The organism is Pseudomonas sp. NPDC088414, from assembly GCF_044753325.1.
In the GTDB taxonomy this organism is placed as follows: domain Bacteria; phylum Pseudomonadota; class Gammaproteobacteria; order Pseudomonadales; family Pseudomonadaceae; genus Aquipseudomonas.
In genome coordinates this window covers 222,754-242,024 of record NZ_JBIVMY010000003.1, presented here as the reverse complement: position 1 = coordinate 242,024, position 19,271 = coordinate 222,754, and the positions used below count along the sequence as shown (strand labels likewise).

General features: G+C 60.3%; 15 protein-coding genes. 6 read left to right on the top strand and 9 right to left on the bottom strand.

Annotation, left to right across the window (positions count from 1 at the left end; translation table 11 throughout):
- Positions 1-138: 138 nt before the first annotated feature.
- The gene (locus ACIP8I_RS06170) at positions 139-2,337 is read right to left on the bottom strand and encodes a hypothetical protein (protein ID WP_367083513.1); all 2,199 of its coding nucleotides are present in this window, start codon (positions 2,335-2,337) and stop codon (positions 139-141) included.
- A gap of 197 nt (positions 2,338-2,534) precedes the next feature.
- Here ACIP8I_RS06170 and ACIP8I_RS06165 point away from each other — a divergent pair, with 197 nt between their 5' ends.
- Positions 2,535-3,431, top strand: a complete 897-nt coding sequence (locus tag ACIP8I_RS06165) for an NAD(P)-dependent oxidoreductase (protein ID WP_400759508.1) — start codon at positions 2,535-2,537, stop codon at positions 3,429-3,431.
- Here ACIP8I_RS06165 and ACIP8I_RS06160 read toward each other — a convergent pair.
- Positions 3,322-5,604, bottom strand: a complete 2,283-nt coding sequence (locus ACIP8I_RS06160; RefSeq protein ID WP_400759506.1) for a putative bifunctional diguanylate cyclase/phosphodiesterase — start codon at positions 5,602-5,604, stop codon at positions 3,322-3,324. The two genes, ACIP8I_RS06165 and ACIP8I_RS06160, sit on opposite strands and share 110 nt — an antisense overlap.
- Positions 5,605-5,751: 147 nt before the next feature.
- On the bottom strand, positions 5,752-6,120 hold the full coding sequence (locus tag ACIP8I_RS06155) for a YkgJ family cysteine cluster protein (protein ID WP_400759503.1): 369 nt from the start codon (positions 6,118-6,120) through the stop codon (positions 5,752-5,754).
- A gap of 301 nt (positions 6,121-6,421) precedes the next feature.
- Here ACIP8I_RS06155 and ACIP8I_RS06150 point away from each other — a divergent pair, with 301 nt between their 5' ends.
- A complete protein-coding gene (locus ACIP8I_RS06150) occupies positions 6,422-7,771 on the top strand; it encodes an MFS transporter (protein ID WP_367083517.1) in 1,350 nt (449 codons plus the stop codon).
- A 186-nt stretch (positions 7,772-7,957) separates the two neighbouring features.
- Here ACIP8I_RS06150 and rapA read toward each other — a convergent pair whose 3' ends face one another.
- The gene (rapA, locus tag ACIP8I_RS06145) at positions 7,958-10,804 is read right to left on the bottom strand and encodes an RNA polymerase-associated protein RapA (RefSeq protein ID WP_400759500.1); all 2,847 of its coding nucleotides are present in this window, start codon (positions 10,802-10,804) and stop codon (positions 7,958-7,960) included.
- A 251-nt stretch (positions 10,805-11,055) separates the two neighbouring features.
- Between rapA and ACIP8I_RS06140 the strand changes: the two genes are divergently transcribed.
- Positions 11,056-11,397, top strand: a complete 342-nt coding sequence (locus ACIP8I_RS06140) for a hypothetical protein (RefSeq protein WP_003222394.1) — start codon at positions 11,056-11,058, stop codon at positions 11,395-11,397.
- On the opposite strand, the gene ACIP8I_RS06135 is transcribed toward ACIP8I_RS06140, so the two are convergent.
- The 3 genes from ACIP8I_RS06135 to ACIP8I_RS06125 all read right to left on the bottom strand — a co-directional run bounded on the left by ACIP8I_RS06135 (position 11,367) and on the right by ACIP8I_RS06125 (position 14,000).
- Complete coding sequence (locus ACIP8I_RS06135; RefSeq protein ID WP_400759497.1) at positions 11,367-12,578, bottom strand: aminotransferase class V-fold PLP-dependent enzyme; 1,212 nt, start codon at positions 12,576-12,578, stop codon at positions 11,367-11,369. The two genes, ACIP8I_RS06140 and ACIP8I_RS06135, sit on opposite strands and share 31 nt — an antisense overlap.
- Positions 12,575-13,045, bottom strand: coding sequence for a RidA family protein (locus ACIP8I_RS06130; protein WP_007969495.1), 471 nt, complete (start codon positions 13,043-13,045; stop codon positions 12,575-12,577). Before ACIP8I_RS06130 ends, ACIP8I_RS06135 begins: the two co-directional genes overlap by 4 nt.
- A gap of 88 nt (positions 13,046-13,133) precedes the next feature.
- Positions 13,134-14,000 (bottom strand): LysR substrate-binding domain-containing protein, encoded by an 867-nt coding sequence (locus tag ACIP8I_RS06125; RefSeq protein WP_400759494.1) that lies wholly within the window; start codon positions 13,998-14,000, stop codon positions 13,134-13,136.
- 181 nt (positions 14,001-14,181) lie between these two features.
- Between ACIP8I_RS06125 and ACIP8I_RS06120 the strand changes: the two genes are divergently transcribed.
- Positions 14,182-14,343: a hypothetical protein gene (locus ACIP8I_RS06120; RefSeq protein ID WP_007969497.1), complete on the top strand. Its 162-nt coding sequence runs from the start codon at positions 14,182-14,184 to the stop codon at positions 14,341-14,343.
- A 149-nt stretch (positions 14,344-14,492) separates the two neighbouring features.
- Positions 14,493-14,606, top strand: coding sequence for a cytochrome c oxidase subunit CcoM (ccoM, locus tag ACIP8I_RS06115; RefSeq protein WP_003222396.1), 114 nt, complete (start codon positions 14,493-14,495; stop codon positions 14,604-14,606).
- A 1,006-nt stretch (positions 14,607-15,612) separates the two neighbouring features.
- Here the strand turns inward: ccoM and ACIP8I_RS06110 are convergent.
- Together ACIP8I_RS06110 and ACIP8I_RS06105 are read right to left on the bottom strand one after the other, a co-directional pair.
- Positions 15,613-17,088 (bottom strand): inorganic phosphate transporter, encoded by a 1,476-nt coding sequence (locus ACIP8I_RS06110; protein WP_400759492.1) that lies wholly within the window; start codon positions 17,086-17,088, stop codon positions 15,613-15,615.
- Positions 17,089-17,464: 376 nt separating this feature from the next.
- Positions 17,465-17,665: a hypothetical protein gene (locus tag ACIP8I_RS06105; RefSeq protein ID WP_003222398.1), complete on the bottom strand. Its 201-nt coding sequence runs from the start codon at positions 17,663-17,665 to the stop codon at positions 17,465-17,467.
- 655 nt (positions 17,666-18,320) lie between these two features.
- Between ACIP8I_RS06105 and pcaR the strand changes: the two genes are divergently transcribed.
- A complete protein-coding gene (gene pcaR, locus ACIP8I_RS06100) occupies positions 18,321-19,163 on the top strand; it encodes a pca regulon transcriptional regulator PcaR (protein WP_007963153.1) in 843 nt (280 codons plus the stop codon).
- Positions 19,164-19,271 lie beyond the last annotated feature (108 nt).

Genomic DNA, 19,271 nt, shown 5'->3' with positions numbered 1-19,271 from the left:
CTGAAATCTTCAGGACATTTGCGGGCCTCATCGCTGGCAAGCCAGCTCCCACAGGTTTTGTGGTGTTCACAAATAGTTGTGTTCACGCAGATCCTGTGGGAGCTGGCTTGCCAGCGATAGGCGCTACTCGGTTCCGGATCAGACCGAGTAAGTCTTCCCGGTATGGTTATTCAGGGAAATAACCTTGGTCTTGCCGATCCGGTGACGGTAGATCTCGCGCAGGTACTTGATCGACTTCTTCACGCAATCGCGCGACAGGCGAATGTCGTTGATCGAGACGAACTTGTCTTTGTCGTTGATCAGCTCGCGGTACTTCTTCTCGTACATCGGTTTGATCGCATACCAGTTGGTGTCGAGGATCTTCGCCGGATTTTCGAACTCGTTGAGTAAGTCGTCGATGCGGTCTTCGTCGAAGTCCTCATTAATGATGAAGTCGAGGATCGAGTTGTCCAGGGTTTCGTCGAAACGGTACGGGGTCTTGGCGAAGCAGCGCTTGATGAAGGCCACGATCAGGGTCAGGAAGTCGTCCGACAGGCACGGGCTCTTGGCGATCAGGGTGGTCAGCGACAAGTTGGCCGAAGCGCCGATCACCAGCGCATAGCGCTTGAGCGTGGTGTTGGGGAACAGGCTGTTGAGGTGGGTCTTCAGCCGGTTCAGGTCCATGTACGACAGTTTGTAGTCTTTGGGCAGCGAGACGATCGAGACCACCGACGAGCAGTTCTTGAAGAAGTGCAGGTCGTGCAGCGCGGCGGCGTCGTAGCCGGAATTCTTGTACTGCTCAAGCGAGGCGCGATAGCGCTTGGATTCGATCGGCAGCAAGCTGATGCCTTCGATGGCCTGGGTGACCTTGTTGAAGTGCGGCAAGTCGATCGAGCGGAAGAACAGGTCGTCGATGTTCAGACGCTGCGGCTCTTTGTCGAACACCTTGAACTTGTCGCTGCTCGGCGGCGGGGTTTCCGGCACCACCGATTCGGCGTAGGCAATCGCCACCGGGCCGGCCAGGCTCATGAACAAGTCGTTGGCATCGAGGCGAATGGTTTCGCCGATGTCGATGCCGGCGCGACGGAAGTAGTTCTGGTCGTAGTCGGTGGTTACCGCCTGCGCCGTCAGAATGTTGAAGATCTGCTGCGAGATGTACTGGTTGGCGTGCTTCTCCATCGCATTGACATCAATGTTCTGGATGTTGCCGTCATCGCTCTCTTCGGCGTAACGCATGATGTCGTTGGAGATCAGCATCATCGCGTTCCATGGGCGGATACGGCCCATGACGCTGGCTTCGCTGCTGTCTTCATTGGCGAAGTTGTAGGAGAAATCCCATTCTTCTGAGAGGTATTTGCACAGCAGGCGTCCGGCGTTGATGTGCAGCGCTTCGGACATTTCACTGCGGTGATCGGAAATGTTCGGCAGCACGCAGATGCCGCTGGTGAAGATCGGCTCGAACACGAACGAATGCCCGCTCTTGCCGTCATGCTCGTCCATCGGCTTGGTGTCGAACGTCTTGTTCATGTACGAGTGCTGCTGGGCCAGGCCGAACTCCGAAGCCATGCCCGAACCGGTACCGCCGCCGGCACTGAAGATCGAAAAGTACAGGCGCGACTGGTTGGCCTTGATGCCGCAGCTGTCGATCAGGTACGAGTGGATCATTTTCCAGTCGGGGCTGGAGAAGCGCTGAGTGTCCTTGTTGAGGATGATCTTGGCCAGGTACTGGCCGAGGATCGGCGCGTTACCGGCGCCACCGGCGTGGACTTCGGACAAGTCCATGATCTTCATTTTGCTGTAGTCGCGCAGGAAGCCGCTTTTCTCGCCCTTGCGCGAGAAACGGATGCGCCCGGCGATGTCCTTGTCGAGGTCGCCGAGCATCACCAGAGGTTCGACGAGGAACACCGGTTTGCTCGATTTGTTCGGGCCGATCCGCAGATTCTGCTTGATCCACTGCGCCGGGCTGTAGCCCTTGTCGGCCAGACGCCGATCCGCTGCACGGTCTTCGTTGTTGAATTCGTTGAGGTAGAACTTGCGCGCGTTGTACACCAGCTCCGCGACGTCGAGGGCGATGTTCGAGCCGCAGCGACCGAGGCCGATCAGGCACACCGAGGGAAATTCCTGGTCGTTATGCTGCTCGTTGTCGCCTTCCAGGTGCGGTGGACGCGGGAATACCAGATCACGCAGCCCGTCGAGATTGTCGAGGATGCGGTCGGTGTTGGTTTCGGTGTAGTACAGATATTGCTGAGTGCCCAGCGGGCGCGAAGGAGGCAATGGCTTCATCGGAGCCGGGCTGTTCGCCGCAGGGCTCAGGGTCAGATCGGATACCGCAGTGGCCGGATTGTTTTTAGAAGTCATTGTGCGCCATATACCTGGACAGGGTTGGCTCGGCGACCGTTGTCATCGAGCCTCACGGAAAGAGGATCTCGCGTCTTTGACTGCGCGTATTTGGCCCGGGCGTCAGGGGCTTGGCCTGATCGTCGCGCGGGGGAATCCTTTCCTGATCGTTCATGAATCGGCCATTATTCAGTGATCTTTAATCGAAAAGAGGCAAAATGATGTCAACGCTACCTTCGTTGGGCTTTGCCGGAATCGGCCTGATGGGCCTGCCGATGTGCCGTCGTCTGCTGGCGGCGGGTTATCCGCTGACCGTGTGGAACCGCAATCCGGCCAAGTGCGCGCCGCTGGTCGAAGCCGGCGCCCGGCAGGTGGCGAGCCCCGCTGAATTGTGTGAACACGCGGACATGGTGATGCTCTGTCTGGCCGACACGGCAGTGGTGCGCGAGGTGGTGTTTGGCGCCGGGGGTGTGGCTGAAGGTGCGAAAAACGGCCAGTTGCTGGTGGACTTTTCCAGCCTCGAACCGACGGCAACTCGCGAGATGGCGGCCGAGTTGGCAGGCAAGACCGGGATGAGCTGGCTCGATTCACCGGTGTCCGGCGGCGTGGTGGGTGCCGAGGCCGGCAGTCTGGCAATCATGGTCGGCGGTGCAGCATTGGATCTGGATCGGGTGCGCCCGGTGCTGCTCAACCTCGGTCAACGGGTCACGCACATGGGCGGCATTGGCGCCGGGCAAGTGACCAAGGCCTGCAACCAGATGATCGTCGCCTGCAATGCGCTGGTGATCGCCGAAGTGGTGGCGCTGGCCGAGCAGTCCGGCGTCGATGCGCGCCTGATCGCCGAGGCGCTGGCCGGTGGGTTTGCCGATTCGAAACCGTTGCAGATCCTCGCGCCGCAAATGGCCGAGAGCCGTTTTCAACCGGTGAAATGGCACGTGCGCACGCTGCTCAAGGATCTCGATACCGCGGTGAAATTCTCCCGCGAACAAGGCTCGGCCACGCCGATCAGCGGATTGGCCGCACAATTGATGCGCCTGCATGGGGCGCAGGGCTTTTTGCAGAAGGATCCAGCGACACTGGTACAAATGTACCGCGCGCCAGACTCAACGGATTGACCGCGTGCGAGTGTTTGCGCTGATTGATTTCTTCCAGCACCGGGCGTAATTCGTTCAGCGGCACCGGGCGGCTCAGCAGGTAGCCCTGAATGAAATCGCAGCCCGAGCGCTCAAGAAATTCGTACTGCTCCAGGCTTTCCACGCCTTCGGTCACCACCTGCAGATGCAGGGTGTGGGCCATGACGATGATCGCCTGGACGATCTCCATGTCGGCGGTCGCCTTGGGGATGTCGAGGATGAAGGAACGGTCGATCTTCAATGTGTTGAGCGGCAGGCGCTTGAGGTAGGCCAGCGATGAATAGCCGGTGCCGAAGTCATCGATCGACAGCGACACCCCGAGGGCGCGGATCTGCCGCAGCAACACCAGGGTGTTGGCGATGTTGCCCATCAGCGCATTTTCGGTGACTTCCAGTTCCAGGCGTTCCGGCGCGACGCCAGCGGTGCGCAGCGCATTTTCGATTTCATCGGCGAGTTCTTCCCGGGCAAGGTTGAGCGGCGAGCAGTTCCAGGCGATTTTCAGTTCGTCGCAGCCGTGGCGCGTCAGTTCGCCAAGGTCGGTGCAGGCCCGGCGCAGCACCCAGTTATCCAGTTCGGCAATCAGGCCGTTGGTTTCGGCAATCGCGATGAAACGATCCGGGGCCAGCAAGCCATGCACCGGGTGCTGCCAGCGAATCAGCGCTTCGAGTTTGGTCACTCGACCGGTTTTCAGTTCGAAAATCGGCTGGTAGTAGAGCATCAGCCCGTTTTCTTCGCGCAGGGCGTGGCGCAGTTCTTCTTCCAGTTGCAGTTCGAGGCTGGCGCGGGTCTTCATGTTGGAACTGAAAAAATGCAGGCCGTTTCGCCCGGCGCCCTTGGACTGATACAGCGCCAGATCCGCGTGCTTGAGCAGTTCTTCGCAGGTGGTGCCGTCGTCGGGAAACAGGCTGATGCCGATGCTGGTGGTCATCACCATACGGCGGCCGGCCAGCTCGATCGGCTCCTTCATTTTCAGCATGATCCGTTGCGCCATGTTGCGCGCTTCTTCGCGGTCATGCAGGCCGATCAGGATGCAGAACTCGTCGCCGCCGAAGCGCGCAACCACGTCTTCATGGCTGCGCACCGAGCCTTTGATGTGATTGGCGATGACTTTGAGCAGGGCGTCACCGGCGTCATGGCCGAGGCTGTCGTTGATCCTTTTGAAGTGGTCGATGTCGAGAAACATCACCGCGAGCATGCCGCCTTCGCTGGTTTTCTGGTTGAGTTTTTCGGCGAAGATCTGGTTGAAACCGCGGCGGTTGATCAGGTTGGTCAGCGCGTCGTAATTGGCCACTTGCTGCAGTGACATGCGCGCCTGATCGAGCTGGCCGAGCAGGGCGTTGACCCGGCGCAGGTCGTGCTCCTTGTTCTGCAGTTTCTTGTCGGCGAGTGCCGCACTGATCGCGCTGCCGAGAATCAGCAGGATGATCAGCGCGACCGTCAGACCCAGTTGCAGATGGCTGGTTTCGCTCGCCATGGTCGGCGCGGTGCCTTCGGGCAAGACCAGATGCAACGCGGCCATGCCGGTGAAGTGCATGCTGATGATGCCGGCGCCGAGGATCACTGCGGCGGTGTATTTGAGCAATTGATGAAAACGCCCGCTGCCTTCACGCAGATAACCGGCGACCCACAGTGCGGCGAAGCTGGCGCCGATGGCAATCACGATCGACAGGCAGAACAGCAGTGGCTGATAGTAGGCAGTGGCCGCCGAGTGCATCGCCGCCATGCCGACGTAATGCATGCCGGCGATGCCCAGGCCAATGACGATCGCGGTTTTCAGGTAGTGCACAAGGCTGGGTTGCGGCTCACTCAAGGTGTGCATCGCCAGCCACGAGGCGAGCAGGGCGATCAGCAGGGAGAACAGGGTAATCGCCAGATCGTAGTGGACTTCGATCGGCGCCTGGAACGCCAGCATGGCAATGAAATGCATGGCCCAGATGCCGCCGGCCAGGCACGAGGCGCCGATCCAGCGCCACACTCGTTGCGAGCCCGGGTCTTCGGCATGCCCGACCCGCTCGGCCATGTCGAGGGTGGCAAAACTCGCGGCGCAGGCGACCAGATAGGCCACCAGCACCAGCAAGGGATTATGGGTGCAATCGAGAATGACCTGCCCGCTCTCCGGCAGCTCGGTAACAAACTGCAAACCAAGCCACTCCATAGCATCCCCGTCTGTGAAGTCGTCCCTGCTGCGTCAGCAACGCAGGCGAATGAGAGGAGTATAGAGGCGGTTTTTGCCATGCAAGCGGTAGTGGCACATTGGCGCCAACGATTTCGGCATGAGCTTTATAGCGATTGGCGCTAAATCTCAGGCGCTTTGCTCGTAAGGGATCTGATTCCAGTCAGGCTCAAGCGGCGGCAAGCCGAAGCGGGCGCGCGCCTTGTCGCAATCGACATTCTGTTCGCCGTTTTCCCAGGACGACTCGAATTCGCGGCAGGGGCTGGAACGCTGTTCGTAAATCGAGCACTGCACCTTGCTGCCCACCTCGCCGACCAACGCCGTACACCGCGGCGATTTGCAGTCGGTGCCGTTCATTGCCACCCGACTGGGGCTGATCTGGGTGACCAGTTCATCGGGCACCGTTCCGCCGGAGGAGGCGCATTCACCCCAGAAAAAAGACACGCGAAAATGGGAACAGCAGGCACCGCAATTCAGACACGGACTGACTTCGGACATTGGGAGGGCATCAAAGGGGTTGATCGGCGAATCCGGACGGATCCGGCGGCTATTCTAGGCTTCGCCAAGAACTTGGGAAGGGGGGCGCGAAAGTATTTTTTTGTGGCAGGATTTTGCTGCAAAACCCCCGGTTTATGGGGGATTGCTGCGTTATCAAGGGCTTACGTTTCTTTACAGTGCCATGGCTCATTATCAGGCTGACGAATGATCACAGACAGCCCCGGTCCGCCTGTCTAGATTGCAGGTTCCGGGCTCGGATGCGTCGGCAGTGAAGCCCTCATAACAATAAAGAGACGGACCCATGCAGAACTCGACCCAAGCGGCGAATGCCTGGCGCATTCTGTTCCTGTTGTTCCTTGCCAACCTGTTCAATTTCTTCGACCGCACCATTCCGGCGATCATCATCGAGCCGATCCGCATGGAATGGCACCTCAGCGACTTTCAACTGGGGATCGTCGGCACTGCGTTCACCCTGGTTTATGCGATCGCCGGCCTGCCGTTGGGGCGCATGGCCGATACCGGTTCGCGCAGCAAACTGATGGGCTGGGGCCTGGCGACCTGGAGCGCGCTGACGGCGGTCAACGGTCTGGTCGGCAGCTTCTGGAGTTTTCTGCTGGTGCGCATGGGCATCGGTATTGGCGAGGCCAGTTATGCACCGGCGGCCAACTCGCTGATCGGTGACCTGTTCCCGGCGCACCGTCGGGCGCGGGCCATGGGTATTTTCATGCTCGGCCTGCCGTTGGGCCTGCTGTTGGCGTTCTTCACCATCGGCGCGATGGTCAAGGCCTTCGACAGCTGGCGCGCGCCGTTCTTTATCGCGGCGGTGCCGGGGCTGATCCTCGCGGTGTTCATGTTCTTCATCAAGGAGCCGAAACGCGGTGCGGCGGAAACCGTCCAGGTCTCGCAGGAAAGAGTCGACAAGCCGATCCGCCGAGTGCTCGCGGTGCCGACATTCTTGTGGCTGGTGATGGCCGGTTTGTGCTTCAACTTCGCCACCTATGCCTGCAACTCGTTCCTGGTGCCGATGCTGCAGCGCTACTTCCTGATGCCGTTGCAGGATGCGGCGGTGGCGACCGGGGTGATTGTCGGTATCACCGGGCTGATCGGCCTGACCCTCGGCGGCTGGATCGCCGACAAGATTCATCAGCGGGTCGCCAACGGGCGGCTGCTGTTTGCCGGCTTCAGTCTGATCATCTCGACCCTGTGCACGGCGTGGGCGCTGCATGCCGGACGGGTCGAGATCGGCGTGTTCGTTGCGGTGTTCAGCGTCGGCTGGCTGTTTGCCTATAACTTCTATACCTGCGTGTACACGGCGATTCAGGACGTGGTCGAACCGCGCCTGCGGGCGACGGCGATGGCGCTGTTCTTTGCCGGGTTGTACCTGCTCGGCGGCGGCTTGGGTCCGGTGGTGGTGGGAGCCTTGTCCGATCACTTTGCCAAATCGGCGATGCTCTCGGCAGGCGCGGAGCAGATGACCGAAGCGTTCAAGGCTGTCGGCCTGCATGATGCGATGTACCTGATTCCGGTGGCGCTGTTCTTCACCATGGTGTTTCTGTTTCTGGCAGCGCGGTGTTTTGTGCGCGATGCGCAGCGGATGAGGGAGGGGTTGGTGGCTGTGGTTGAGCCTGATGTTTCTGTGGCGACGGCATGATTGCTATCGCTGGCAAGCCAGCTCCCACAGTGACCGAGTCATACGCATAATTTGTAAACACTCCAAACCCTGTGGGAGCTGGCTTGCCAGCGATAAGGCCATCAGCATCAGCCGATAAATACCAGACAAACAAAAAGGCCCGCATCGCTGCGGGCCTTTTCATTTATAGCGTTGGAGCAGGGCGCTTTAACCCGCCACCAACACCCGGATCGCTTCCAGACGCAGTGCCGCTTTATCCAGCATCGCCAGGCCCAGTTCACGCTGCTTGCGCAACGCATCCAGTTCGCTGTCGCGTACGGTCGGGTTGACCGCTTGCAACGCGGTCAGGCGCGCCAGTTCTTCTTCGGTGTCCGCCGCCAGACGACGACGGGCCTCGGCCACGCGCTCGGCGTGACGCGGGGTGATCTTGTCTTCACCGGCGTTGATCCGTGGCGTCAGCTGATCGCGCTGGGCCTGGATGAACTTGTTGGCGCTGGCACGAGGCACGCTTTCCAGTTGATCGTTGAGGGTTTCGAACGAGACCCGTGGCGACAGGTCGTTGCCGTTGGCGTCGAGCAGGCAGCGTAGCGCAGCCGGCGGCAGGTAGCGGCCCAGTTGCAGCGAACGCGGGGCCACCACTTCGCTGACGTAGAGCAGTTCCAGCAGCACGGTGCCCGGTTTCAGCGCCTTGTTCTTGATCAGCGCGACGGCGGTGTTGCCCATCGAACCGGACAGCACCAGGTCCATGCCGCCCTGCACCATCGGGTGTTCCCAGGTGATGAACTGCATGTCTTCGCGCGACAGCGCCTGGTTGCGGTCGTAGGTGATGGTCACGCCTTCGTCGTCACCCAGCGGGAAACTGGCGTCGAGCATCTTCTCGCTCGGCTTGAGGATCAGGGCATTTTCCGAATGGTCTTCGCTGTCGATGCCGAACGCGTCGAACAGGGTTTCCATGTAGATCGGCAGGGCGAACTGGTCGTCCTGCTCAAGGATCGCCTCGACCAGCGCGTCACCTTCGCCAGCACCGCCGGAGTTGAGTTCCAGCAGACGGTCGCGACCGGTGTGCAGCTCTTGCTCCAGACGCTCGCGCTCGGCGCGGGCTTCGTCGATCAGGGCTTGCCACTCGCCGTCATCGGCTTCTTCAAGCAGTGGCAGCAGGCGCGGGCCGAACTGATGCTGCAAGGCGTTGCCGGTCGGGCAGGTATTGAGGAAGGCGTTCAGCGCTTCGTGGTACCACTGGAACAGGCGCTCTTGCGGGCTGGTTTCCAGGTACGGCACGTGCAGTTCGATGATGTGCTTCTGGCCGATCCGGTCGAGACGGCCGATACGTTGCTCGAGCAGGTCCGGGTGCGACGGCAGATCGAACAGCACCAGGTGGTGGGCGAACTGGAAGTTACGACCTTCACTGCCGATTTCCGAGCAGATCAGCACCTGTGCGCCAAATTCTTCGTCGGCGAAGTAGGCGGCGGCGCGGTCACGCTCGAGGATGTTCATGCCTTCGTGGAACACCGTGGCCGGGATGCCGGAACGCACGCGCAGGGCGTCTTCCAGGTCCATCGCGGTTTCGGCGTGGGCGCAGATCACCAGCACTTTGGTGCGCTTGAGCATTTTCAGCTGATCGATCAGCCACTCGACGCGCGGGTCGAATTTCCACCAGCGTTCTTCTTCGCTGGCGTCCGGCTGGGCCTGGAAGCTGACTTCCGGGTACAGCTCGGCGTGATCGCCCAGCGGCAGTTCGAGGTATTCGTCCGGGCATGGCAGCGGGTACGGGTGCAGTTTGCGCTCGGGGAAACCCTGCACCGCGGCGCGGGTGTTGCGGAACAGCACGCGGCCGGTGCCGTGGCGGTCGAGCAGCTCGCGCACCAGGCGGGCGCTGGCTTCGGTATCGCCATCGTTGACCGCGGTCAACAGGGCTTCGCCTTCGTTGCCGAGGAAACCGTGGATGGTCTTGTGTGCTTCCGGCGACAGGCGTCCCTTGTCGAGCAGTTCCTGAACGGCTTCGGCCACCGGGCGATAGTTCTCGCTCTCGGCGCGGAACGCGGCCAGGTCATGGAAACGGTTCGGGTCGAGCAGGCGCAGACGGGCGAAGTGGCTGTCCTGACCGAGCTGTTCCGGGGTGGCGGTGAGCAGCAGCACGCCGGGAATCACTTCAGCCAGTTGTTCGACCAGCGAATACTCGGGGCTGGCCTTGTCTTCGTGCCACACCAGGTGGTGGGCTTCGTCGACCACCATCAAGTCCCAGCCGGCGGCGAACAGAGCGTCCTGGGCTTTCTCGTCGTCGACCAGCCACTCCAGCGCCACCAGCGCCAGCTGGGTGTCTTCGAACGGGTTGGTGGCATCGCTTTCGATGAAGCGTTCTTCGTCGAACAGCGCGACCTGCAGGTTGAAACGGCGGCGCATTTCCACCAGCCACTGGTGCTGCAGGTTTTCCGGCACCAGGATCAGCACGCGATTGGCGCGGCCCGAGAGCAGTTGGCGATGGATCACCAGACCGGCTTCGATGGTTTTCCCCAGACCCACTTCGTCCGCCAGCAGAACCCGCGGCGCGATACGGTCGGCAACTTCACGGGCGATGTGCAGCTGGTGCGCGATCGGTTGCGCACGCACGCCGCCCAGGCCCCAGAGCGAGGACTGCAACTGGCGGCTGGTGTGTTCCAGGGTGTTGTAGCGCAGGGAGAACCACGACAGCGGGTCGATCTGCCCGGCGAACAGACGGTCGCTGGCCAGGCGGAACTGAATGAAGTTCGACAGCTGGGTTTCCGGCAGGGTGACGGCTTCGTTCTGCCCGTTGAGACCGTGATAGACCATCAGCCCGTCGACGTCGTCGACTTCGCGCACGGTCATCTTCCAGCCTTCGAAGTGCGTAATGGTGTCACCCGGCGAGAACCGCACGCGGGTGAGGGGCGCATTCCGTAGCGCGTACTGGCGGGTTTCGCCAGTGGCCGGGTAAAGCACGGTCAACAAGCGGCCGTCCTGTGCCAGAACGGTGCCTAAACCAAGCTCTGCTTCGCTGTCACTGATCCAGCGTTGCCCCGGTTGATACTGCTGCGCCATGCTGCCTGACTCCCACCTTGAAAAAGCGGGCTATCTTAACGGAATGCAGGCTTCAGGGCCAAAGATTACTGGGTAGGAGCTGCCGCAGGCTGCGATCTTTTGATCTTTGGGAACGCTTGCGTTCTACGGTGTTCCATTAAAGATCGCAGCCTGCGGCAGCTCCTACAGTGCCAACCCGGTCACAAGTTTGCGACCAGTGGCTCAAGGCGCCTTTGCCGCAGCCGATAGCCTGCTGACAGGAGACCCTTCATATGCTGCCACCGATGCTCCCCCTGAGCGCTGTGCCGATCACTTCCCAGCAGGATCCGATTCGCCAGCGGCCGGACATTCCTCCGGTGGTGCCGGTGCAGGAAAGCTCCAACGAAAGCACGATCGACCTGCAAAAACGCGACCCGGAAGAGGATCGCCTGCTGGCGCGCGAAGAGCAGCGCCGTCAGCAGGAGCGTGATCGTCGCCGCCGCGAAGCCGACGAAGACCCGGAAGAGCATCTGGCCGTGCCGGGCACCGAGCTGAATGCCGACAACACCGTTCCGGTGGTGCCGCTGATGGAAGATCAGCCGCGTCAGGGCTTGTGGGTCGATATCGAGATCTGAGGCGAGGCCGCCAGTTCGCCCAGATTGTCCAGCAACGCCTCGATTTCCTCTTCAGTGTTGAGATAACTCACCGCGACCCGCGCCAGGCTTTCGAGCCCGCGGGCCTGCATGTCGAGGGGCGTGTAGGCCACGCCGTTGGCGCCGATGTTGATTCGCCGTGCAGCCAGCGCCTGCTTCAGTTCGACACAATCCCAGCCTTCCAGGGTGAAGGCGATCAGCCCGGACTGTTGGTCCGCCGGACCGAGATTGCGCAGGGTCAGGCCGGGAATGCTCGGCAGGCGTTGGCGCAGGCTCTCGCTCAAGTGTTCGATGCGCTGGCGAATCGCCCCTGCGCCGATCCGGTTGTGTTCTTCCAGCGCATTGGCCAGCCCGGCCAGCAGGGCCAGCGACACTTCACTGGTTTCAAAACGGCGCGCATCATCGCGCAGGGTGAAGCGCCGGCCATCCCATGGCGCTGACAACACATCACGTTGCTGTGGCAACAGACGTTGCAGAAACGCCTCCCGGATGTACATCAATGCCGTACCGCGCGGGCCGCGCAAAAACTTGCGCCCGGCGCCCTTGAGCACATCGCACTGCAAGGCCTGGACGTCGCAGGGCAACTGCCCCAGCGCCTGACCGGCGTCGATGAAGTAGGGGACTCCATGTTGTCGAGCGACCTGGCCGATCCGCTCGGCGGGGTTGATCAGGCCACCATTGGCCGGCAGCCAGGTCAGGGCGATCAGGCGCACATTGCGGTCGATCATCCGCGCGAGCGCTTGTGGATCGACAGCGCCATCGGCATCGCACGGGATCACCTGCAGTCGCGCACCGGACTTTACCGCTTCAGCCATGCACGCCAGATTACCGGCCCATTCGTGACGTCCGACGAGGATCCGCTCGCCGGGTTGCCATGGCCCCAGCGCATTGAACGCCTGACTCCATGCCGCCGAGCCGCTGCTGGCGAAGGCGATGTCTTCAGGGGGCGCATTGAGCAGTGTCGCGGCGGCGCTGCGTGCTCTGTGCTGCAGTTGAGTATCAGCGGCCTCCATCGGGCCGCCGAGCGCTTCGCGTTGCAACTGCTCGATGATTGCATCGAGGGTTGCCTGGCTCGGAAGGGAGGCACCCGCATGGTTGAAGTGAATGATCCGGGCGCAGCCGGGCGTGGCCGCTCGCAGATATTCGACGGCCTCGGCATTCACGGGAGCAGCTCGAAAATCGCATCGACTTCAACCGCCACACCGCTCGGCAGACTGCACACACCCACAGCGGTACGGACATGCCTGCCCTTTTCACCGAGTGCGTTGACCAGCAGATTCGAAGCCCCGTTGGCCACAGCGCCCTGGCGTTGAAAGTCGGGCGTGGTGGCGATAAAAACGCCGAGTCGCAGGATACGTCCCAGCCTGGACAAATCATCGCCCAAGGCATCACCCAATTGCGCGAGCAGGCCCAAGGCCGCCAGTTCGGCAGCCTTGATCCCTTCCTCTTCGCTGATGGCTTCACCCAGGCGCCCGATGAAGGCCGGTTTGCCGTCAATCAACGGAATTTGTCCGGAGATGTACAGGCGGTTTTGAGTGCCGACCTGATTGACGTAATTGGCGATGGGCTGGCTGGGAGGCGGAAGTTGCAGCCCGAGTTGTTCAACGCGCTTGCTGAGCAGATCTGTCATGTTGAGTCCTCCTGAGTGAGGGCATCAGCATGTTGAAGCGACGGATCACCGACAAACGGATAGATCTAATCCGATGTATCGAAATCGCTCATGGGTGGGCCTTTGCATCCAGCCATTGGCTGAAACTCTGCACGTCTGCCTCGGGCAGGCGCTGGGGAGTGACCAGCCAATAACCGATTTCGCCGTGCAACGGCGGCGTGTCAAAGGCCGGGACCAGTGAGCCCTCCTTGAGCCGGCGTTCGATCAGGCATTGACGGCCCATGGCGATGCCCTGACCGGCGACCGCCGCCTCGACGACGATGTTGTAGTCATGGAGCATGACACTGGGGACGTGGCTCAGGTCGATGCCGCTGTGCTGATACCAGTCTGTCCATTCGAAAGGCTGGTGCGACTTGGCCATCAGCAACGGGCCGTTTTTCACGCCATTGGCCTTGAAGTCGGGGCTGCATACCGGGGTCAGGGTTTCGCTCATGAAGCGTCGGGCCAGGACTTTCGGCCAGCCACCCTTGCCATAGCGGATCGCCAGATCCACCTCGCCGCCAGCGACATCGGCCAGTTGCACGGAGGGCAGCAGTTCGACGTGGATGTGTGGGTTTTTCGTGCTGAAATCCGCCAGTCGCGGTGCCAGCCATAAAGTGGCGAACGAGGCGAGCAGGCCAATGCGCAAGGTGCTTGGCTGCTCACCGCGCAGTGGCCGGGTGGCGGCAGCGATGGCGGCGAGGGCAGGTTCGATTTGCTGGTAGTACGCTTGCCCGGCCGGCGTCAGATCGATGGCGCGGGTGCGTCGGACAAACAGACGCAGGCGGAGAAACTCTTCGAGTTTTTGCACCTGATGACTGACCGCACTCTGGGTCACTGACAACTCGTCGGCAGCCTTGATGAAACTCAAATGGCGGGCCACGGCTTCAAAGGCGCGCAGGGCCATCAGCGGTGGCAGGTCCTGATGCAGGGGCACGGCAAACATCCTTGGGGTTCGCGGCAAAGCGCAGATTGTGCGGTGAAAACCGTCATGCGGTACATCAATTGTTCCAGGTCGCCAGCGTCGACGGCTGGTCAGGCTCGGCGCCAGGCGGCATTATTGGCGCAGTCCTGCCTTTGATGCGGCAGTTGTGATTCTTCTAAGTGATGCTCCCGCCATGAGCCAAGACGACAAACTGATCGACCTCAGCACCGAACGCGCCAAGCGTGTGCATGACCTCAACGAGAAGCGCCTGAACGAAGTGCGCAAGGCCTTCGAGCAGGCGATGCCGTTGGGAAAAGTAAAGAAAAAGTCGAAAAACAAGCCGAAAAAGCGTTGATCTCCCCCCTGCATCCTTTGATGCAGGTCAGTTATTTTCCCGCCTTTGCCTTCTGTGTTGACCGGACTTGATCCTGGTCAATTTCTGCGCCTGCGTGATTGGTTAACTTAGCTCCATCGCAGCAAAGCAGGGGCCAGGAGGCCACAGTCATGTTTTTCGATAACGTGGTGTTTGCCGGGGTTCTGACCGTAGGTCTCATGGTTCTGTTTTTTGCAGGGTTTGGATTTTTTATCTGGAAGGATGCGAATAAGCGCAAGAAGTAGGTCTTTCCGGGTTTGATGAGCACGCAAGGCATTTTGGGCAACTTCGGTTGCCCTTTTTTTTGGCTACTTGGCGGCCTTTGGGCCGACCATGTTGTGGGTTGTTGGGTGTGCATATCCGTTGCTGCGGGTGTTGCTTATTACGGTTCCGCCCTTACGGCGGGTCACCTTTTCCAAACGCCGAAAAGGTAACCCAAAAGGCTTTACCCTGACGTTCGGCCCTCGCCTAGGCTCGGGTTCCTTCGCTGCGGGATTCATCCGGGGGCAGCGCCTACGGTTTGCTTCGCTGCACCTCCTCTCGCTGTGTTTGGCTGCGCCAAACGGTCGCTGCGCTCCCACCCCCGGATAAATCCCTCCACTCAGCCTGCCGACGGGCCTGGAGATCAAAAGCGGTACTCGAGCTAACGCTCATTGTGTTGAGTGGGGCGGCTTTGCCGCATGGGGAGCACGCAATCTGAACTGTACCTGCTGGCGATGGCGGCCTGCGAGCCGACCAGTCTCTAACTCAATTCACTCAGTCCAAATGTGGGAGCTGGCTTGCCAGCGATGGCGGCCTGACAGCCGACCAATCTCTATCTGAATAAACCCAATCCCCTGTAGGAACTGCCGAAGGCTGTGATCTTTTGATCTGCTTTGGCTTTGGCTTTGGCTTTGGCTCTAGCTTTTGATCTTCAGCCCCTTCGGCAGGCCGAGCGTAGGTGTCCATCCGGGGGTTAGGCGCGTAGCGCCATGCGGCGAAGCCGCATACATCGAGAGGAGGTGCAGCGAAGCAAACCGTAGGCGATGCCCCCGGATGGATACCGTAGCGAGGGAACACTGAGCCTCAGCGAAGTGCCGTACGCCGGGGGAAGCCTTTTTGGTTACTTTTTCGGCGTTTGGAAAAAGTGACCCGCCGTAAGGGCGGAACCATAGGAGGCCGTTACCGCAACAACGGATATGCTCACAAAACCAAACCCAAAAAAAAGGCGCGATCCTCACGAATCACGCCTTTCTCATGTGTTGCGGTCTATCAGCTACCCAACGCTTTGGACGCCAACCAGAACAACCCAGCCGACAACGCCACAGTCGCTGGCAAGGTCAGAACCCACGCCAGCAGGATAGTGCGAACAGTCCCACCCTGCAGGCCGCTCTTGTTGGCGACCATGGTGCCAGCCACGCCCGAGGACAGCACGTGAGTGGTGGACACTGGCAGACTGAAGATGTTGGCCATACCGATCAAACTGGCAGTAGTGATCTGCGCCGACATGCCCTGAGAGTAGGTCATGCCTTGCTTGCCGATCTTCTCGCCGATGGTCAGTACCACGCGTTTCCAGCCGACCATGGTACCCAGGCCAAGGGCCAGGGCCACCGCGAGAATCACCCAGAACGGGGCGTATTCAGTGGTGGTGGTCAGGTCTTTGCGCAGTTTGTCCAGGTCAGCCTTTTCACGGGCTTCAAGGCCCGGCAGCTTGCCGACTTTCTTCGCGGTGTCATCCAGGCACAACAGATAGCGACGCACTTCGATGCGGCTTTCCGAGGACAGCGAATGGTAGTCCGCTACACCTTTAAGGGTGTCAAGCAAGGCGTTGATGGTCGGTTCGGTCTGCTGCGGGTTGCAGCGGAATTTCTCCGGCAGGTCGCCTTCGACGCTTTTGCCCAGGGCCAGGAATTCGCCCAGGGAGTCGGCATTGCGCTTGTAGAACTGGCTCAGGTGCAGGGTCGCGTCGCGGGTGCGTTCGATCTGGTAGGTGGTGCTGCTCAGGTCGAGTACGAACTGCGCAGGCACGATACCGATCAGCACCAGCATGATCAGGCCGATGCCTTTCTGACCATCGTTGGAACCGTGCACGAAGCTCACGGCCATGGCCGAGATCACCAGGACCAGGCGGTTCCAGAACGGTGGGTGCTTCTTGTCGTCGATCTTGCGGCGCTGTTCCGGGGTCTTGTGCATCTTCGACAGCGGGCGCCACCACTTCAGGCCGATCAGGACCAGCGCGGCGATCAGGAAACCGGCCATTGGCGAGAACACCAGCGAGGCGCCGATGTCGATCGCTTTCTGCCAGTTCACGCCGTCGGCCAACGGGATGTTGTTGATCAGGGCGTTGGCCAGGCCGACACCGAGGATCGAGCCGATCAGGGTGTGGGAACTGGAAGCCGGGATACCGAAGTACCAGGTGCCCAGGTTCCAGGTGATCGCCGCGGCGAGCAACGAGAACACCATCGCCAGGCCATGGCCGGTGTTCACATTGATCAGCAGTTCTACCGGCAGCAGGTGAACAATGGCATACGCCACGCCAACGCCGCCCAGCAACACGCCGAGGAAGTTGAACACACCGGAGAAGAACACCGCCAGGTGAGGCGGCATGGCTTTGGTGTAGATAACAGTGGCTACCGCGTTAGCGGTGTCATGAAATCCATTGATGAACTCGAAGGCGAGGACAAACGTCAGGGCGAGCAAGAGGCTCACAAGCACCCAAGCATCCAGTCCGCTGAATAAATCGATCATGAAGGTTTTCTGACCCGGTCATAAGGGGGCGCGATTATGCCAGAAAAGACTGGAAATCGATCCCCTACCTGCTCATCGGTAGCAATCAATGTCGAATTAAATTGTTGCAAGGTGCAAAGCCCCAGCGTGTTGCAGGGTTTTTCAAGTCATTGATTGGCTTGGAAAAACCTTCAGGCGGCAGGCATTTTGTCGAGTGCGTAAGGGCCTCAAACGTCTGTGTGAAATATCTCTGAAACGAGTCAGACACGCTCCTTTCCCGTTCAGGCCGGGGGAGGGGGGCCGCTGCCCGCGGGTAGCGGGCGCGCAAGGCATGGTCGGGTCACCGAGCTTTTAGCCGGTGGCGACGCAGACCCTCGAAAATCTCAGGATCGCCCGGTCATGGCTCTTCGGTTTTGAGTTCTTCTTCCATCTTTTTCAGTTCTTGCTGGAAAACCTGATCCTGAACGGTCGGGCGTTTGCGCCATGCCTTGCGTTCCGGTTCGGGTTGCGCGGCGTAGGTGGTGACTTCCCCGCCGTAAACTTCCTTGTAACGTTGTTCCTGGCGCTCAAGTTCCGCGCGCAGTTCGTCTTTCGTCACAGTGCTACCTGTTTGAGTTGAGATAAATATCTGGTGAAACGCACGGCAACGAGTCGATTGAACACGTCCAACGAAGGGCCATGCCGGTTCAGGCATTGGCGTTATCGGCAGGGCGATCAAGACTTCCATGTTGCAGGCGGCTACGGCACCAGACTAAAACTGACGCAGCATCAGTTTCCTGTTTCAGCAAGCGCGCTGGCGGTGCATGAATAAAGAGCGTCAGGCGCTGGCCGGGGCTGACGGCAATAGGCATCGGGTCAGCAGGCGGCACCCTCGGCCAATGAAAACGCGGCGCCACTGAGGTGCATTATAGCGGTCGATTCGGGAATGACTATCTTTGCCAAGTTAAAAACGGTTCGGGATGTGTGATCGTTTTGTTACTGACAAGTTTTATCGCTAGTTGAAATTCGCCGAAACCTTTTAAGGACTCGCGTTCAGTTTCTGGCGCCATTAAGTCGATCAACTAATGGGGCATGCAAAGTTGGATGAACAGGTCAGGCGAACGATTGAAGACGCTGCGAAGGACAGCGGGTGATGGATTGCGATAATCGGTCGGCGGTTCGATAATCGCCCAATCTTGGCGTCTCGACTCTTGTGCATCCGCTGGCGAGTCGCTTGTATAGCCATTGATCCGTGCCGCAAAAAAGGACAAGAAATGAACGATCAAATGCGCAACTCCTTCACTTCCGTGGCGCCGCCGATCGTCGCTTCGCCGGCCAAGCGTATCCAGGCGCTGACCGGCGATCCGGATTTCATGACTTCGCTGGCCCGTGGCCTGGCGGTGGTGCAGGCATTTCAGGAGCGCAAGCGGCACCTGACCATCGCTCAGATCAGCCATCGCACGGAGATTCCCCGCGCCGCCGTGCGCCGTTGCCTGCACACACTGATCAAACTGGGTTACGCCACCACTGATGGCCGTACTTACTCGTTGCTGCCCAAAGTGCTGACCCTGGGACACGCGTATCTGTCTTCGACGCCGCTGGCGGTATCGGCTCAGCCGTACCTCGACCGCATGAGCGAGCAACTGCACGAAGCCTGCAACATGGCCACGCTCGAAGGTGACGACATTCTGTACATCGCCCGTTCGGCGACCACGCAACGGCTGATCTCGGTGGATCTGTCGGTGGGCGGGCGGCTGCCGGCCTATTGCACCTCGATGGGCCGCATCCTGCTGGCGGCGCTGGACGACACCTCGCTGCGCGAATACCTCGACCATGCCGAACTGGTGGCCAAGACCAGCCGCACGCTGCATACCCCGGAAAGTCTGCTCGAATGCCTGCAGGAAGTACGGCAGCAGGGCTGGTGCATCGTCGATCAGGAACTCGAACAAGGCCTGCGTTCGATTGCCGTGCCGGTTTACGATGCGTCGGGCCAGGTGGTAGCGGCGCTTAATGTCAGCACCCACGCCGGTCGCGTCAGCCGTACCGAACTGGAACAACGCTTTCTGCCGGGCCTGCTCAGCGCCAGCCGCGACCTCAGCGCGCAGTTGTTCGCCTGAGGAAGCTGTTCGATAAACGCACAGTGTTGCGTTTATCGAATTGACGCTAAAAGCCTCGGATCATTAATGTCGCGGCAGCGTCATCCGGCCAGATGTGAATGAGCCTGC

Excerpts from the sequence above, each read along its gene's own strand:
- ACIP8I_RS06140 (WP_003222394.1), top strand. The coding sequence starts at position 11,056 with ATGCTGCCACCGATGCTCCCCCTGAGCGCTGTGCCGATCACTTCCCAG.
- ACIP8I_RS06130 (WP_007969495.1), bottom strand. The coding sequence starts at position 13,045 with ATGACAGATCTGCTCAGCAAGCGCGTTGAACAACTCGGGCTGCAACTT.
- ACIP8I_RS06155 (WP_400759503.1), bottom strand. The coding sequence starts at position 6,120 with ATGTCCGAAGTCAGTCCGTGTCTGAATTGCGGTGCCTGCTGTTCCCAT.
- ACIP8I_RS06160 (WP_400759506.1), bottom strand. The coding sequence starts at position 5,604 with ATGGAGTGGCTTGGTTTGCAGTTTGTTACCGAGCTGCCGGAGAGCGGG.
- ccoM (WP_003222396.1), top strand. The coding sequence starts at position 14,493 with ATGTTTTTCGATAACGTGGTGTTTGCCGGGGTTCTGACCGTAGGTCTC.
- ACIP8I_RS06120 (WP_007969497.1), top strand. The coding sequence starts at position 14,182 with ATGAGCCAAGACGACAAACTGATCGACCTCAGCACCGAACGCGCCAAG.
- ACIP8I_RS06165 (WP_400759508.1), top strand. The coding sequence starts at position 2,535 with ATGATGTCAACGCTACCTTCGTTGGGCTTTGCCGGAATCGGCCTGATG.
- ACIP8I_RS06110 (WP_400759492.1), bottom strand. The coding sequence starts at position 17,088 with ATGATCGATTTATTCAGCGGACTGGATGCTTGGGTGCTTGTGAGCCTC.
- pcaR (WP_007963153.1), top strand. The coding sequence starts at position 18,321 with ATGAACGATCAAATGCGCAACTCCTTCACTTCCGTGGCGCCGCCGATC.
- ACIP8I_RS06170 (WP_367083513.1), bottom strand. The coding sequence starts at position 2,337 with ATGACTTCTAAAAACAATCCGGCCACTGCGGTATCCGATCTGACCCTG.
- ACIP8I_RS06150 (WP_367083517.1), top strand. The coding sequence starts at position 6,422 with ATGCAGAACTCGACCCAAGCGGCGAATGCCTGGCGCATTCTGTTCCTG.
- rapA (WP_400759500.1), bottom strand. The coding sequence starts at position 10,804 with ATGGCGCAGCAGTATCAACCGGGGCAACGCTGGATCAGTGACAGCGAA.